12 protein-coding genes are annotated in these 13,828 nt (G+C 70.3%); 7 read left to right on the top strand and 5 right to left on the bottom strand.

All coding sequences use genetic code 11. The annotated features are described in order from the left end of the window. Positions 1-13: 13 nt before the first annotated feature. Complete coding sequence (locus tag M1M07_RS21425; protein WP_197253538.1) at positions 14-643, top strand: response regulator transcription factor; 630 nt, start codon at positions 14-16, stop codon at positions 641-643. Position 644: 1 nt separating this feature from the next. Here the strand turns inward: M1M07_RS21425 and M1M07_RS21420 are convergent, their stop codons facing one another. Further along, positions 645-1,853, bottom strand: coding sequence for an RNA polymerase sigma factor (locus tag M1M07_RS21420; RefSeq protein ID WP_248675487.1), 1,209 nt, complete (start codon positions 1,851-1,853; stop codon positions 645-647). Continuing rightward, on the bottom strand, positions 1,850-2,227 hold the full coding sequence (locus M1M07_RS21415; RefSeq protein ID WP_248675486.1) for a YciI family protein: 378 nt from the start codon (positions 2,225-2,227) through the stop codon (positions 1,850-1,852). Before M1M07_RS21415 ends, M1M07_RS21420 begins: the two co-directional genes overlap by 4 nt. A 190-nt stretch (positions 2,228-2,417) precedes the next feature. Between M1M07_RS21415 and M1M07_RS21410 the strand changes: the two genes are divergently transcribed. Then, positions 2,418-3,062 (top strand): DUF1707 domain-containing protein, encoded by a 645-nt coding sequence (locus tag M1M07_RS21410; protein ID WP_197253472.1) that lies wholly within the window; start codon positions 2,418-2,420, stop codon positions 3,060-3,062. A 73-nt stretch (positions 3,063-3,135) separates the two neighbouring features. Here M1M07_RS21410 and M1M07_RS21405 read toward each other — a convergent pair whose 3' ends face one another. Genes M1M07_RS21405 through trmB form a run of 3 tightly spaced genes read right to left on the bottom strand, consistent with a single transcriptional unit; the run spans position 3,136 to position 7,998 of the window. After that, positions 3,136-6,543 carry an MMPL family transporter gene (locus M1M07_RS21405; protein WP_248675485.1) on the bottom strand — a complete coding sequence of 1,136 codons (3,408 nt, stop codon included), beginning with the start codon at positions 6,541-6,543 and terminating at the stop codon, positions 3,136-3,138. 10 nt (positions 6,544-6,553) lie between these two features. Next, complete coding sequence (locus M1M07_RS21400; protein ID WP_248675484.1) at positions 6,554-7,246, bottom strand: NYN domain-containing protein; 693 nt, start codon at positions 7,244-7,246, stop codon at positions 6,554-6,556. Beyond that, positions 7,243-7,998 carry a tRNA (guanosine(46)-N7)-methyltransferase TrmB gene (gene trmB / locus M1M07_RS21395; RefSeq protein WP_248675483.1) on the bottom strand — a complete coding sequence of 252 codons (756 nt, stop codon included), beginning with the start codon at positions 7,996-7,998 and terminating at the stop codon, positions 7,243-7,245. The genes M1M07_RS21400 and trmB overlap by 4 nt, the downstream gene beginning before the upstream one ends. A gap of 134 nt (positions 7,999-8,132) precedes the next feature. On the opposite strand from trmB, the gene M1M07_RS21390 reads away from it, so the two are divergent. From M1M07_RS21390 to cysK, 5 genes are all read left to right on the top strand, one after another. Next, positions 8,133-8,723 (top strand): hypothetical protein, encoded by a 591-nt coding sequence (locus M1M07_RS21390; RefSeq protein ID WP_248675482.1) that lies wholly within the window; start codon positions 8,133-8,135, stop codon positions 8,721-8,723. Continuing rightward, complete coding sequence (locus M1M07_RS21385; RefSeq protein ID WP_248675481.1) at positions 8,720-10,147, top strand: hypothetical protein; 1,428 nt, start codon at positions 8,720-8,722, stop codon at positions 10,145-10,147. Before M1M07_RS21390 ends, M1M07_RS21385 begins: the two co-directional genes overlap by 4 nt. Before the next feature lie 93 nt (positions 10,148-10,240). After that, complete coding sequence (locus M1M07_RS21380) at positions 10,241-10,564, top strand: DUF6802 family protein (RefSeq protein ID WP_248675480.1); 324 nt, start codon at positions 10,241-10,243, stop codon at positions 10,562-10,564. 276 nt (positions 10,565-10,840) lie between these two features. Then, complete coding sequence (locus M1M07_RS21375) at positions 10,841-12,673, top strand: phosphoenolpyruvate carboxykinase (GTP) (protein WP_197253458.1); 1,833 nt, start codon at positions 10,841-10,843, stop codon at positions 12,671-12,673. Positions 12,674-12,891: 218 nt separating this feature from the next. Then, entirely contained in the window at positions 12,892-13,827 is a 936-nt protein-coding gene (cysK, locus tag M1M07_RS21370; protein WP_197253456.1) for a cysteine synthase A, read from the top strand. Position 13,828 lies beyond the last annotated feature (1 nt).

The raw sequence follows: 13,828 nt of genomic DNA, 5'->3' as shown, positions 1-13,828 counted from the left end.
ACCCGTCACGGTGATGGTCGTCGACGACCACCCCATCTGGCGCGACGCCGTCTCCCGCGACCTCGACGCCGCCGGCTTCCGCGTCGTCGCCGCTGCCGACAGCGTCGGGTCGGCGGGACGGCGCGCGGCGGCGGTGCGCCCGGACGTCGTGCTCATGGACATGTCACTGCCCGACGGCAGCGGCACCGACGCGACCGTCGCAGTTCTGCGTGCCTCCCCGGGGACCCGGGTGCTGGTGCTGTCCGCGTCGTCCGAACGCGACGACGTGCTCGGCGCGGTGAAGGCCGGTGCGTCGGGGTATCTCGTCAAGAGCGCGTCGGCGGCCGAACTGGTGGAGGCGGTCGCGGCCACCGCGGCCGGTCAGGCGGTGTTCACGCCCGGCCTGGCCGGCCTCGTGCTCGGCGAATACCGGCGGATGTCGGCGACCGTGGACCGGCGCTCGCCCGCACCGCCGACGCTCACCGATCGGGAGACCGAGGTGCTCCGGTTCGTCGCGAAAGGACTGTCCGCCAAGCAGATCGCCGCGAAGCTCACCCTCAGCCATCGGACGGTGGAGAACCACGTCCAGGCGACCTTACGGAAGCTGCAGCTCGCCAATCGGGTCGAACTGACCCGCTACGCCATCGAGCAGGGTCTGGAATAGGTCACGGCGACCGGTTCCGCAGCCAGGCGCGGACCGCGTCGTCGGTCGCGAGTTCCGCCGCGCGGTCGAACGCCGCGCGGGCGTCGGCGGTCCGGCCCGCGCGCGCGAGCAGGTCGGCGCGCACCGCGTGGAACGGCTGATACGAGGTTGCGGCGGGGTGATCGCGGGCGACCGCGTCGAGTACGTCGAGGCCCGCCTCCGGGCCGTCGACGCGGCCGGCGATCGCGGCGCGTGCGACCCGCGACCCCAGGGTCGGCGCCGTGTGCACCAGCGCCCGCGAAAGTGTATCGAGCGCAGGCCAATCCGTGACCCCCGTGTGTCGGCGGGCGGCATGGACCGCCTGCATCGCGGCTTCGAGCTGGAAACGCCCGATGCGCCCGCCGGCCGAGGCCCGGCGGAGCATGCGCTCGCCCCGTTCCGCGAGTTCCGCGTCCCACGACGCCGGGTCCTGCTCGTCGAGCGGGACGAAGTCGGCGCCGGTCGCGCCGGCCCGGCTCAGCGACAGCGCGATCAGGGACGCCAGCCCCCAGGCTTCCGGTTCGTCGACGGACTCCGCGAGAACAGTTGCCAGATAAAGCGATTCGGACGCCATCGGGGTCACCCCGGGGCCGCGGGCGATCGTGAAACATCCGTAGACCGCTTCGAGGACCGCGGGAAGCCGCTCGGGCATCACGGTGCGGTCCGGGACGACGAACGGGATCCGGGCGTCGCGGATGCGCCGCTTCGCGCGGACGAGCCGCCCCGCCATCGCGGACGACGAGACCGCGAACACCGAAGCAACCTGTGCCGCATCGAAACCCAGCACCGCCTGCAGCATCAGCGGGGTACGCGCGGACTCGGCGATCGCAGGATGCGCGCACACGAACAACAGCGCGAGCCGCCGGTCCGGGATCGCATCCGGGTCGACCTCGTCGAGCGTCGCCACCGAGCCGACATTGTCGGGCACCTGCTCGAGCGGAGCCGCGGTGCGGTGCGCGGCGGACTTCCACACGTCACGCTGCCGGTTCCGGGCGACGGTGAGCAGCCAGCCGTCCGGATTCGCGGGAACACCCCGCTCCGGCCAGACCACCAGCGCCTGCTCGAATGCCGCCGCCACGGCGTCCTCGGCGAGCGCGAGGTCGCCGGAGTTCGACGCGAGCAGCGCAACCAACCGGGCGCGTGAGGCGCGTGCCGCATGCTCGGCCGCGGCCCACGCCCCGGACCGCGTCATCGGTTCGGCGTCCAGACACCCTCGACCGTGTGGGTCGCGCCCGGCCGGACCTCGACCGCACCCCAGTGGATCGGCGGCGCCTGCCGCGCCCACTCGATCGCCGCATCGAGGTCCGGCACGTCGATGACGACGGTTCCGCCCAGCTGCTCCTTCGTATCGGCGAACGGCCCGTCCTGCACGCGAAGTTCGCCGTCGACCATCCTGAGGGTGGTCGTCAGCTCGGACGGGGCGAGAACCTCCGCGCCGATCAGGACGCCGGCCTGCTCCAACGCGGCTGTGTAGGCGGCGAACGCCTGCCGGCCGGCAGCGATCGTCTCCTCACCGATCGACTCGCCGGTCTCCTCCGAGTAGTGCATCAGAATCGTGTATCGCACGGGAATCGCCTCTTCTCCGATCGCTCCGACTCGATCCTGCCGAGTCGTCCGTCCGCGCACTGCGGCTCGGTGAATTTCGACGGGCGCGGATGTGGCCCGCCACAGTGATGACGATCGAAGCTGCTGCGGATCGACAGGTATCGGCTCCGGCCACGCGACGAGGCGCGATCTTCCACCTACTGTGGTGGCCATGGACTCGCGGGATCTGCGCGTTTCGGACGCGGAACGGGAACACGTCGGTCAATTGCTGCAGCGGGCGGTCGGTCAGGGCATGCTCTCGCTCGGTGAGTTCACCGAACGGATGGACACCGTGCTGGCGGCCAAGACCCGTGCCGACGTCAACCAGGTTCTCATCGACCTGCCGGGCATCCAGCTGCGTCCCGAATACCTTCGGCAGATGCAGGCGCAGTACGCGCCGGCGCAACCCCCGATGACGGCGCCGCCGCCGGTCGCGGGTGCGCCGGTTGCGGGTGCGCCGGTGATCCGCGGCCGCATGTCGAACATCGCACGCAAGGGTCGCTGGGAGGTGCCGCCGACGCTGCAGATCGACACGCGGATGTCGACCGTGGTCCTCGACTTCACCGAAGCGGTGATGCAGACCCAGGTCGTGAACATCCAGGTGAACGACTACCTGGGTTCCATCACGCTCGTCGTCCCGCCGGAAGCGACCGCGGACGTCAACGGCATCGACCCGGTCGCGTCGAGCACGAACTCGAAGGTACGGTCCGGTCCGCCGTTCGGCCCGCTGCACCTCGTGGTCACCGGCCGGCTGCGTTTCAGCGCACTGACGGTCCGGCATCCTCTCGGCACCGCACTGCGCCAGTTTCTGCGCTGATCGCGCTGCGCCAGTTTCTGCGCTGATCGCGCGGTGCCAGTTCCTGCGCTGATCGCGCAGTTCTCCGGCCGAGCTACGTCCGGCGCTGGCGGGCGATCAGCTCGCTGACGCTGATTCCGCCCGCGTTGTCCTCGTCACCGTGCCGGCCCGTCGTCGGACCGGACCGCTCCGGATCCGGGTCGCGATACCGGCCGAGACGCGGATCCTGCTCCCGCGGCGCCGGAGCCTGATCCGGCGCCGGGCGCGCGGGACGCGGTTGATCGACGCCCGGCGCGGTACGCCGCAACTGGGACAGCCAGTTCTCGATGGCCTGAGGGTCGCGAGCCCGGCCCGCTTCCGGGCGCGGTGCCGGGGCCGGACGGGCGGGCGGCTGCGGCGGGACCTGCGGACGGACGAAGGGATGCGGCAACGGCGGCGGCACGGTCCCGCGCTGACGTCGCGGCAACGGCGGGATCGCGGTCGGGGACTGCGGGTCCTGTGCGGGGCCGGAACCCTGAGCGTCACGACGCGGCAGCGGCGGGGCGAACGTGGCCGTCACCGGCGGCAGCGCCGTGGCGGGCTGCGGCGACGCGGTCGTCGGCGGCAACGGGGGCACCGCGGTCCGCGCCTGCGGATCCCCGCCGGGACGCGCATCCGGCGCGGCACGAGGCGGCAGCGGCGGCTGCCGGTCGGCCCCGGTCCGCTGGGGGAGCGGCTCTGCGACAGGCCGCTGTGGAAGCGGTTCGGCGGCAGCCCGCTGCGGCAGCGGTGCTGCCGGACGGGGCTGCGGAGGCATCGGGGGAGTGGGACGCATCGGTCGTTCCACCGGTGCCTGCGCGTTGCGCTGCACCGGCGCGCTGTCGCGGCGTACCGGCTGCGACACCTGCGGCGGTGCCGCTGGTGCCTGCTGCGGCGGTGCGGCCTGCGGGTTGCGCACGAGGCCGGTGCTGTCGTTCCGAACCGGCGGGGCCTGCCGGGGTGCCGCCTGTCCGCGCTGCAGCGGTGCGGACTGCTGGTCGGGCTGCGGCTGGTTGGACTGCTGCGGCCTGGCGAGTCCGTGCGCGGCCGGAGGTTGGCCGACGTTGCGCGGGTCCGGGCGACGCTCCGGAGCGGGCACGGGCACGCGTCCGGCACGAGACGGCGAGGGGCGGCGCGGCGCGGGCGGGAACTCCCGTGCGCGGCGCTGTTCGGCGGACGAGCGGGGCGCTGCGATCTTGGGCAGCGGCTGAGTCATGTCCGACGGGCCGATGCCGGGAACCATCGGCGGGAGGCGATGTGCCCCGGTCGCGGCGACGGTGGCCGGTCCGAACATGCCGACGGTGATGAGTTCGGGCACGTCCTCGGGCATCAGTTCGTCCGCGAGGATGGGTTCGGCGAGGCCGATCTTCTCCTGGATGCGCTTCATCCATGCCGGCGCCCACCAGCAGTCGTCACCGAGCAGTTTCATGGTGGCGGGGACGAGGAACATGCGGATGACGGTCGCGTCGAGGATCAGCGCGGCGATCATGCCGAACGCGATGTATTTCATCATCACCAGTTCGGAGAATCCGAACGCACCGGTGACGACGATGAGGATCAGCGCGGCGGCGGTGATGATGCGACCGGTGTGTGCGGTGCCGATGCGGATCGACTCGGTGGTGCTCGCGCCCTGGGAGCGGGCTTCGACCATCCGGGAGAGCAGGAACACCTCGTAGTCGGTGGACAGGCCGTAGATGATCGCGATGATCAGCACGAGCACGGGCGACATGATCGGGCCGGGCGTGAAGTTGAGCGGCCCGGAGCCGTGTCCGTCGATGAAGATCCAGGTGAGGATGCCGAGGGTGGCGCCGAGGCCGAGCGCGCTCATGAGTGCGGCCTTGACCGGCAGCACCAGTGAACCGAACGCCAGGAACATCAGGATGGTGGTCAGCAGTACGACCACCGTCACCATCAGCGGCAGGGTGTCGAGCAGCGCCGCGATCGAGTCCTGCTCGATCGCCGGGGTTCCGCCGACGAGTACCTCGACACCGTCGGGCCACGACGCCGAATGCAGGTAGTCGATCGTGTCGGCGGACGCGTTGCGGTCGACCAGGCCGGCCTTGATGACGCGGACCCCGTCCTTGGCGGGGCCTTCGATGGCGAACTTCTCAACGAGGCCGGGGGCGGCACTCGCGGTCTTGATGATCTCGTTGAGGTCGCCGCCCTCGGCGCCGCGGATGACGATGCGCACGGGCTCGGCGCGCTGGCCGGGGAACAGTTCGTCGAACTGCTCCTGTGCGACGCGCGTGGGGTGGTCCGGCGGGAGATAGGTCTCGTTGATGCCGCCGAACTTGATGCCGGTCAGCGGCATGATGAGCAGCAGCAGCCCGACGACGGTGGGGATCGTGACCTTGAGCGGATTGCGCATCACCCAGCGGGTGAGGCGGCCGATGAGACTGTTCTCGATCTGCTCGTTCGACTGGATCTGGCCGAAACGCTTGAGACCGAACTTGTCGATGCGCTTGCCGAGGATGCTCAGGATCGCCGGGAGCAGGGTGATCGACGTGAACGCTGCCAGGGACACCGCGGCGATCGCGCCGTAGGCGACGGACTTGAGGAATGCCTGCGGGAACAGCAGCAGACCGCCGAGACTGCTGACGACCATGGTCGCGGAGAACACGACGGTGCGGCCTGCTGTGACGACCGTGCGCCGGACCGCCGCGGCGGTCTCGTATCCCTCGGCGAGTTCCTCCCGGAACCGGGAAACCATGAACAGCCCGTAGTCGATCGCCAGCCCCAGGCCGATGAGGGACACGACGGGTGCGACGAACGAGTTGACCTCGGCGAAGTTGGTGATGAACCGGACGATGCCGTTCGCGGCGACGATCGTGAGGCCACCGGTGATCAGTGGCAGCGACGCGGCGACGACGCCACCGAAGACGAAGAACAACAGGATGCCGACGGCGGGGATCGCGAGGATCTCCATGCGGTGGATGTCGTTGGCCATCGTGTCGTTGAGGGCACCGGCGATCGGCTGCAGCCCGGCGAGTTGCACGTCGACGCCGTCGATCGCGAACTCGTCCTTGATGACACGGAAGTTGTTGGTCAGCGCGGTGTCGTCGTCACCGGCGATCGCGATCGACGCGACCGCGTGCTGTCGTGACTCGTCGGCGAGTGCGGGAAGCGCGGGTGCCCCGTTCGTGGGCCAGTAGGCGCCGTTGATCTTGAGGATCTCGTCGGGATGGTTCGCGACCAGGGTGTTGAGGCTGTCCTTGACCTTCGCTGCTATGGCGGGATCGTCGACCGTCTTGCCCTCGGGTGCCGTGTACAGCACCAGGACGTCGCCGGCGGTGTCGCGACCGAAGGTGCCGTCCGCGAGCCGTGCGGCCTGCGACGACTGCGAGCCGGGATCATCCCAGCCGCTCTGGCTGAGATGGTCGTTCAGGCTCAGCCCGTATCCGGCCAGCCCCAGCAAGGCGGCGACCATCACCGCGATCACCGTGAAACGGGCGCGGAAGACGAGCTCTCCCCAGCGGTCGAACACGTGAAGTCTCCTATTCGGCGACGCTCTTGCGTCCGACGAGCAAGGCGGAAAGCGGTCGGAACGGCTGCAGCCAGGCACCCTCGTCGGGGAGCATGTCCAGGCTGACCCGCGGCAGCGGCTCACGGAACACGCCGGGGATGTCCTCGAGATCGACGAAGTCGAGGATCTCGGACGTCACCGCCCAGCTGGCATGTTCGCGGAATCCGAGTACCTGTACCGCGATGCCGGCGTTCGCGAGTTCCTCGAGGGGTTCCCGGAAGGCCTGACCGTCCGCGGAAGCCACCATCACACCGGCGAGGCCCTCGCTGCGCCGCAGCTCGATGTGGTGCAGCATATCGGAGTCGACGTCGCTGTCCTCGTCGATCTTGGGCTTGGCGAACACGGCGAAGCCGACGTTGCGCAGCGCCTCGACCCACGGCCGGACGACGTCGGCGCTGCCCGGCGCGATGTTCGTGAACACCGTCGCCTCGGGTTCGAGGGTCGTGGAGGAGGACCGGGAGAGTTCGGCGGTGCGGGCGAGCAGCCAGCGGCCGAGGGCGTCGAACCGGGGGCGGTAGGCCGCGGTGGGCCGGCCGCCGAGAATCGCCCCGAGCCCCATGTCGAGGTTCGGCGCATCCCACACGAGCAGCACACGCCGGTGTGGGTTGCCGGCCGCACCCGTCACCGAATCGGACGTCGCGGACATATCTTCGTCGAGGCTCATGCTCCGATCTTCCCCCAGATCAGCTCGGTGATGGCGCTGCCCACCTGGTGAGCCTTGTCCTCGAACTTGGTGACGGGCCGTTCGTGGCTGATCGGCGAGTCCCAGTCGAGGGGGGTGAGAAGGGGCTCGGCGTTTCCGGCCTCTTCGATGGCAACGGCGTATTCGGCGTGGTCGGTGGCCACGTGCAGCACCCCGCCGGGCTTCAGGCGGCTCGCGATCAGCGCGAACGTCGGCGCCTGCAGCAGACGGCGCTTGTGGTGGCGGGCCTTGGGCCACGGGTCCGGGAAGAACACCCGCACGCCGGTGAGCGACTCCGGCGCCACCATGTGCTCGAGCACCTCGACGGCATCGCCGCGCAGGATGCGGAGGTTGTGCACCGGCCGGTCGGTGTCGTAGGTGCGTTCGATGCGCTGCAGCGTCTGGGCGATGCCCGGCTTGTAGACCTCGATCGCGATCAGGTTGACGTGGGGCTCGTCCTGGGCCATCGCGACCGCGGCGGTCCCGGTACCGGAGCCGATCTCCAGGACGGTGGGTGCGCTGCGGCCGAACCAGCCGTCTATGTCGAGCAGTTCGTCGCCGACGTCACGGCCGAGCTCGGGCCACCGACGGTCCCAGCATTCCTGCTGCGGGTCGGTCAGCGAGCCCCGGCGGGACCGGAAACTCGTCACCCGCGGGTAGAGGCGGTTTCCTCGCGTCGGGCGCTGTTCCGGCGTCTCGGTCGTGTGCTGATCGGCTTCGTTCACGGCACCCATTGTCGCGTATCTCGGGAGTGCGTGACAGGAGGGACTCGTGTGACCACAGGGTTTTCTCAGGACCGCTGCCGCGCGCCGCCTCCTCTGCGACAATCCGTCCACTGTTGCCGGGGGCATTCGGGGGGATGTTTCTGATGGGGAATTCGGACGACGCGTGGCGCGAGCTCGCCCACCGCGTCGAACGGCTCGACGCGGAGGCGGGACGTGCCCTGCATGCGGCTCTGCGCACGCGTGATCGTCCGCCGACCGTGCAGATCGTCGAGCGCGCCGGCAGCGGCGCCGAGACACTCGCCGTCCCCGAGGCGCCGGAGGAATACACGGTCGAACACCTCGAGACGGACGTGCCCGGCCGAGCCGATCCGATCGTCGACGGCGACGTCGTGATTCTCGTGACAGCCGTCCGCCGCCCGCCGCACGCGATCCACCCGGCGGACCGAGCGCTGATCGACCGGGTCGAGGCCGGGCGCGTGATCGTGATCCTCACCGGCACCGACCCTGCCGACGACGCGGCGATCGGAGCGGTTGCCGAACGACTGCGCACGCCGGTGCTCCCGTTCTCCGACACCGACGCCCTCGCAGGTGCGATCGCGGCGCGGCTGCACCGGGCGCGTCGTCGCCGCGACGACGTCCTGGCCGCGACGGTCGCGGGGCTCGCCGCGACTCCGCCGGCCCGGGACGCGATCGAGGACGCACTCGATGTGCTCGCCCCGGGGCGAGCGCCGTGACGGAGCCGGCCGTCGACGACGTGCTGCGCCGCTGGAATCCCGAGGGCTGGGCGCGCCTGCACGGCGATCCGCCCGCGCCGCGGGTCCGGGTCGCGGCGGTTCCCGGCTCGGGGGAGGACGAGCTCGTCGCGGAACTCGGCGAGCTCCGTGGGGCCTCCGGGGGAGAGGACGTCCAGTTCGTGCGCGAGGGATCCGCCCCGGTCGTGCTCATGGTGCTCGAGGCGTCCGCGTTCGTCGGCCGCACCGAACTGGACGTGCTCGAGGCCGCCGCCCAGGGGGCCACACGCGTGGTGTGCGCACTGACCGGTATCGACCGCTGCCCGGGGTGGCGGCGTGTTCTCGACACCGATGTCGCGCTGCTCCGGCGGCACGCCGGCCGGTTCGACGGGACGATCGTGCCGGTCGCCACGACTGCCGCGGCTCGCGCCCGGGAGCTGGGAGGCGACGCCGGGCACGTGCTGCGGCTCGAATCGGGCATCGTCGACCTGCTCGAGATGCTGCGGGCCGCCGCGGCCGCGCCCACCACGACCGTCGCTCGGTCCGCGGAGATCGCCCGGACCCGCACGATGATCACCGAGACCATCGACGACCTGCGCGCGGACGACGGCGCAGCGCTACGCGCCGAGCGCACCCGGCTCGTGCAGCAGGCGGCGGCTCCCGCGGATCCGGGCGGTCGCGGCCGCAGTGCCCTGCAGCGGGCCCGGCTCGAACTGCTGCAGGAGGTCGCCGCGAGCGTGCGGTCCACCGCCGCCGCGGTGCGCGAGGCCGTGGACGCCGACCCGATGCGCGCCCCGGAACTGCTCGACGCGGCGGTGGGAACACTGAATGCCCGGGTGTCGGCCGTCGTCGTCGCCCGGCTGGGGGAGAGCGACGCCGTGCCGGGCGCATCGGACACCGTGCCGCGGAGGACCGCCGCGCCGATGTCGCCGACCACCGGGACGATCGAGGACCGGCTCACCGTGGTGCTCGGCGCCTCCGCAGGGGCCGGGCTGGGCCGGTTGGCGGCCCTGCCGTTCGACGCCCTGCCTGCCGGGCACCTGGCGGCGGTGCCCGTCACCGTCGCCGGGGGCGTGGGCGCGGCGTGGTGGCTCGTCCGGGCCCGCCGACGACTCGCCGCCCGGGACCGCGCGCGCCGGTGGGTGACCGACGAGCTCACCGAGATCCGCGCCGATCTGGACGCCTGGGTGCTCACCAGGATCGTCGACGCCGAGGCCCGGGCCGCCGCGACCGCCGCGGCGGAACACGCCGCCCGGGTGTCGTCCCTGCACGACCGGGTCACCGCGATCGACGAGGAACTGCGCCGGCATCTCGGGGAACGCAATGCCCGCATCGAGGCGTGCCGGCGGGATCTGGCGGTGCTGGACCGTCCGACGCCGGCCCGTCCGGGGGAACCGCGGGTGACGTCGGCGCGTCCAATCCTGTGAGAACCCGGAAACACACGGGTGCGGAGAACCCCGAAACCACGGGTGCGGAGAACCCCGAAACATGTAGATGCGACCGTTCGAGGAGGCACACAGGTGGAGACCTACCCGATTCCCGATTCGCTGCCCGAGCCCGAGGGTTTCGCCTCGGGCGCGTCGTTCGACCCGGTTTCCGCCGCCGCGCTGGCCGACGCCGCCGATCCGTCCGTGGACCTCGACGGCGACGGCGCGTTCGACACGGTCACGTGGTCGTCGCCGTCTGCGCTGGTCGTCGCCACGGACCTCGACGCCGACGGCAGCACCGACCGGCTCACCGCGATCGCCGACGACGGCGAGTTCGGGGTGTGGGAGTTCCATCGCGAGCCCGACGGCACACCGCGTTGGCTGCGTGTGGACGCCGGAAGGCTGGGCGTCGAGTGAGATGAATCGCTCGGCCGGACTACGACGGTTTCGGTAGGATGCGCCCTCTGAATCGTTTCTGTGACATTTCCGACCGGACCCGATTCCCCCCGATCGGAAGTCCGGCGTTAACCTCTATGAATAGGACTTCCGGCGCTCGTTTCCTCCGTTCGGCCACGGTGGTAAGCGGGTGGTACCCCTGCCGAGAGGGGAATCTCGGGTCCGCCACTGGTTTCTGCGTACATTTGTGCAGGTCGGAGGCTGGATCCGGTTCCGGGCACACCCCAGGAGAGTTTGATGACCTCAGCGACCATTCCCGGTCTCAACGGAACCGACGACAAGCCCCCGACCCAGCACGCCGAGTTGCTTGCCTGGGTCCAGGAGATTGCCGAGCTCACCGAGCCGGATCGCGTTGTCTGGGCCGACGGTTCCGACGAGGAATGGGATCGGCTGACCACCCAGCTGGTGGAGGCCGGGACGTTCACGCGCCTGAACGACGAGAAGAAGCCGAACTCGTTCCTCGCCAGCTCCGATCCGTCGGACGTCGCGCGCGTCGAGTCCCGCACCTTCATCTGCTCGAAGAACGAGATCGACGCCGGTCCGACGAACAACTGGGTCGACCCGGACGAGATGCGCGCCACCATGACCGAGCTGTACCGCGGCAGCATGCGCGGCCGCACGCTCTACGTCGTGCCGTTCTGCATGGGTCCCCTCGGCGCCGAGGACCCGAAGCTCGGTGTGGAGCTCACCGACTCCGAGTACGTGGTCGTGTCGATGCGCATCATGACCCGCATGGGTACCGCCGCCCTCGAGAAGCTGGGCACGGACCGCCCGTTCGTGAAGGCTCTGCACTCGGTCGGCGCGCCGCTCGAACCCGGCCAGAAGGATGTGCCGTGGCCGTGCAGCGACACCAAGTACATCACCCACTTCCCCGAGGACCGCGAGATCTGGAGCTTCGGTTCCGGCTACGGCGGCAACGCTCTGCTCGGCAAGAAGTGCTACTCGCTGCGTATCGCGTCGGCGATGGCCCACGACGAGGGCTGGCTCGCCGAGCACATGCTGATCCTCAAGCTGATCTCGCCCGAGGACAAGGCCTACTACATCGCGGCGGCGTTCCCGTCCGCGTGTGGCAAGACCAACCTCGCGATGATCCAGCCGACCATCCCGGGCTGGCGTGCCGAGACCCTCGGCGACGACATCGCGTGGATGCGTTTCGGTGAGGACGGCCGCCTGTACGCCGTGAACCCCGAGTTCGGCTTCTTCGGCGTCGCACCGGGCACCAGCGCGGATTCGAACCCGAACGCGATGGCGACCATCGAGGCCGGCAACACCATCTACACCAACGTCGCGAAGACCGACGACGGCGACATCTGGTGGGAGGGCATCGGCGGCGAGAAGCCGGCGCACCTGACCGACTGGCTGGGCAACGACTGGACCCCCGAGTCCGGCACCAACGCCGCGCACCCGAACTCGCGGTACTGCACCCCGATGTCGCAGTGCCCGATCCTCGCGCCCGAGTGGGACGACCCGCAGGGTGTGCCGATCTCCGCGATCCTGTTCGGTGGCCGCCGCAAGACGACGGTTCCGCTGGTCAGCGAGTCCTTCGACTGGCAGCACGGCACCTTCCTCGGTGCGACGCTGTCGTCCGAGCAGACCGCCGCGGCCGAGGGCAAGGTCGGCAACGTCCGTCGCGACCCGATGGCGATGCTGCCGTTCCTCGGCTACAACGCCGGCGACTACCTCGCCCACTGGATCACGCTCGGCAAGAACGCCGACTCGGCGAAGCTGCCGAAGATCTTCTACGTGAACTGGTTCCGTCGCGGCGAGGACGGCCGCTTCCTGTGGCCGGGCTTCGGCGAGAACTCGCGCGTGCTGAAGTGGATCGTCGACCGCATCGAGCACAAGGCCGACGCGCAGACCACCCCGATCGGGTACGTCCCGACCGCCGCCGACCTCACGCTCGACGGCCTGGACGTCGATCCCGCCGACGTCGACGAGGCCCTGAAGGTCGACGTCGACGAGTGGAAGGCCGAGATCGAGGGCATCGCAGAGTGGTTCGAGTTCCTCGGCGAGAAGGTGCCCTCGGGCATCCGCGACGAGTTCGAGGCACTCAAGCAGCGCCTCGGCTGACATCGCACGTCTACGGAAGGCCGCCCCGATTCGCCGGGGCGGCCTTCCCCGTTTCCGGCACCTACCTGCGGCAGCGGGAATCACGGCGCTCTGACCTGCGTAGACTTTTGCTCACGGTGATTCGAACTCCCCAGGTGAAGCGGACCCGGGACCGGATGGTGCAATAGGTGCATCGCACACGACAGCCGGTCGCTCGACGGCCGGGAGGAGGACCAGCTATGAGCGGGATCTACAACAATGTCACCGAGTTGGTGGGGCGCACCCCCATCGTCAAGCTCAACCGGCTGACCGACGGTCTCGGCGCGACCGTCGCGGCCAAACTCGAGTTCTACAACCCGGCCAACAGCGTCAAGGACCGGATCGGTGTCGCGATCATCGACGCCGCCGAGAAGTCCGGTGAGCTGAAGCCCGGCGGCACGATCGTCGAGGGCACCAGCGGCAACACCGGCATCGCCCTCGCGATGGTCGGCGCCGCTCGCGGCTACAAGGTCATCCTGACGATGCCGGAGACGATGTCGACCGAGCGTCGCGTCATGCTCCGCGCCTACGGCGCCGAGATCGTCCTCACCCCGGGCGCCGAGGGCATGAAGGGCGCGGTCACGAAGGCCGAGGAGATCGTGGCGAACACCGAGAACGCGATCCTCGCGCGCCAGTTCGGCAACCCGGCCAACCCCGAGATCCACGAGCGCACCACCGGTGAAGAGGTCTGGGAGGACACCGCCGGCGAGATCGACATCTTCGTCGCGGGTATCGGCACCGGCGGCACCCTCACCGGTGTCGGCCGCAACCTCAAGTCCCGCAAGCCCGGCGTGAAGATCATCGGTGTCGAGCCCGCGGACTCCCCGATCCTCACCGGCGGCGAGCCCGGCCCCCACAAGATCCAGGGCATCGGCGCGAACTTCGTGCCCGAGGTCCTCGACCGCGAGATCTACGACGAGATCATCGACGTCAAGTTCGACGACGCGATCGACGTCGCGCGTCGTCTCGGCACCGACGAGGGCATCCTCGGCGGCATCTCCGCCGGTGCGAACGTGTGGGCGGCACTCGAGGTCGCGAAGCGTCCCGAGAACGCCGGCAAGCTGATCGTCGTGGTCGTTCCCGACTTCGGCGAGCGCTACATCTCGACCCCGCTGTTCGAGCACATCCGGGACTGAG

The sequence above is a fragment of the Rhodococcus sp. HM1 genome (assembly GCF_023218075.1).
Taxonomy (GTDB): domain Bacteria; phylum Actinomycetota; class Actinomycetes; order Mycobacteriales; family Mycobacteriaceae; genus Rhodococcus.
Note: the sequence above shows the minus strand (reverse complement) of the source record. Positions and strands in the feature narration are given on the sequence as shown.

Bases quoted from the DNA above. Each gene is read 5' to 3' on its own strand.
- M1M07_RS21410 (WP_197253472.1), top strand. From the start codon at position 2,418: ATGGACTCGCGGGATCTGCGCGTTTCGGACGCGGAACGGGAACACGTC.
- M1M07_RS21400 (WP_248675484.1), bottom strand. From the start codon at position 7,246: ATGAGCCTCGACGAAGATATGTCCGCGACGTCCGATTCGGTGACGGGT.
- M1M07_RS21375 (WP_197253458.1), top strand. From the start codon at position 10,841: ATGACCTCAGCGACCATTCCCGGTCTCAACGGAACCGACGACAAGCCC.
- trmB (WP_248675483.1), bottom strand. From the start codon at position 7,998: ATGGGTGCCGTGAACGAAGCCGATCAGCACACGACCGAGACGCCGGAA.
- M1M07_RS21390 (WP_248675482.1), top strand. From the start codon at position 8,133: ATGGGGAATTCGGACGACGCGTGGCGCGAGCTCGCCCACCGCGTCGAA.
- M1M07_RS21420 (WP_248675487.1), bottom strand. From the start codon at position 1,853: ATGACGCGGTCCGGGGCGTGGGCCGCGGCCGAGCATGCGGCACGCGCC.
- cysK (WP_197253456.1), top strand. From the start codon at position 12,892: ATGAGCGGGATCTACAACAATGTCACCGAGTTGGTGGGGCGCACCCCC.
- M1M07_RS21425 (WP_197253538.1), top strand. From the start codon at position 14: ATGGTCGTCGACGACCACCCCATCTGGCGCGACGCCGTCTCCCGCGAC.